This is a genomic window from Burkholderia sp. Bp9090, from assembly GCF_003857985.1.
GTDB lineage: Bacteria > Pseudomonadota > Gammaproteobacteria > Burkholderiales > Burkholderiaceae > Burkholderia.
This window is the reverse complement of record NZ_QTPV01000103.1, coordinates 1-1,305: the sequence shown is the minus strand read 5'-3', so window position 1 is coordinate 1,305 and position 1,305 is coordinate 1. Positions and strand designations below refer to the sequence as shown.

1 protein-coding gene is annotated in these 1,305 nt (G+C 61.3%); it reads left to right on the top strand.

Going from position 1 to position 1,305, the window contains the following annotated elements; all coding sequences use genetic code 11:
* Positions 1 to 81: 81 nt before the first annotated feature.
* A complete protein-coding gene (locus DIE16_RS36260) occupies positions 82 to 1,302 on the top strand; it encodes an ISL3 family transposase (protein WP_124894422.1) in 1,221 nt (406 codons plus the stop codon).
* Positions 1,303 to 1,305: the final 3 nt, after the last annotated feature.

Sequence of the window (1,305 nt, the reverse complement as noted above, 5' to 3'; positions counted from 1 at the left end):
GGTTCATCGCAGGAAACCGTGGAGGGTTTGGGAGCGATTGCGTAACCTGACGCCTGACTTTAAGGACGTCAGGAGAGGCAATTGCTCGATCGTAAGGCACTTCAGACGCTGGGCTGCTGGACCGGCTATCGGTTGGAGCGAGTGGAATGGCCGGAAGGCGAAGGCCGCACGCTGTCGCTGTATTTGAAGCCGGTCAGCAAGGTCATGTACTGCGAGCAATGCGGGGCACGCTGCCAGCAGATCCACGAGACAACGGTTCGCCGGGTGCGTGACCTGCCGCTGTTCGAGTACCGGGTGGTGCTGCACGTCCCCCGTCGTCGGGTCTGGTGCGAACGCTGCGGCGGTCCGCGGTTGGAGAAGCTGGCGTGGCTGGGCCGTTACCAGCGAGTGACGGAGCGCTTCGCCAAGGCCTGCGAGAAGTTGTTGCAAGCGGCCAGCGTGCAGGCGGTGGCGGCCTTCTACGATCTGGGCTGGCACACGGTCAAATCGATCGACAAGATGCGCTTGCGTGCCCGCGTGGCCGAGCCGGACTGGTCGACGATCCGCTATCTGGCGATGGACGAGTTCGCGCTGCATAAAGGCCATCGCTACGCCACGGTGGTGGTCGACCCGATCAGCCGGCAAGTACTTTGGATCGGGCCGGGACGCTCGCGTGAGACGGCACGGACCTTCTTCGAACAGCTTCCCAAAGGCGCGGCCAAGCGTATCGAAGCGGTAGCGATCGACATGACTACGGCCTATGAACTCGAAATCAGGGAACAGTGCCCGCAGGCGGAAATCGTCTTCGACCTGTACCACGTCGTGGCCAAGTACGGCCGCGAAGTAATCGATCGGGTGCGGGTCGATCAGGCCAATCAACTCCGACATGACAAGCCAGCCCGCAAGGTCCTGAAGTCCAGCCGCTGGCTGTTGCTGCGCAATCGCCACAACCTCAAACCGGATCAGGCCGTGCACCTGAAGGAGTTGCTGGCGGCCAATCAGTCGCTGTTATGCGTCTACGTGTTACGCGACGAACTCAAGCGGCTCTGGTTCTACCAAAAACCGGCCTGGGCGCAAAAGGCTTGGGAGCAATGGTTCGAGCAGGCTCAACAAAGCGGGATCGCTGCCCTGCAAAAGTTCGCCGAGCGCCTGCAGGGCTACTGGCACGGCATCGTTACTCGCTGCCGCCATCCGCTCAATACCAGCGTCGTTGAAGGCATCAACAACACCATCAAGGTCATCAAGCGTCGGGCTTACGGGTACCGCGACGACGAATACTTCTTCCTCAAGATCCGCGCCGCGTTCCCCGGTAATCCTCGATGAACC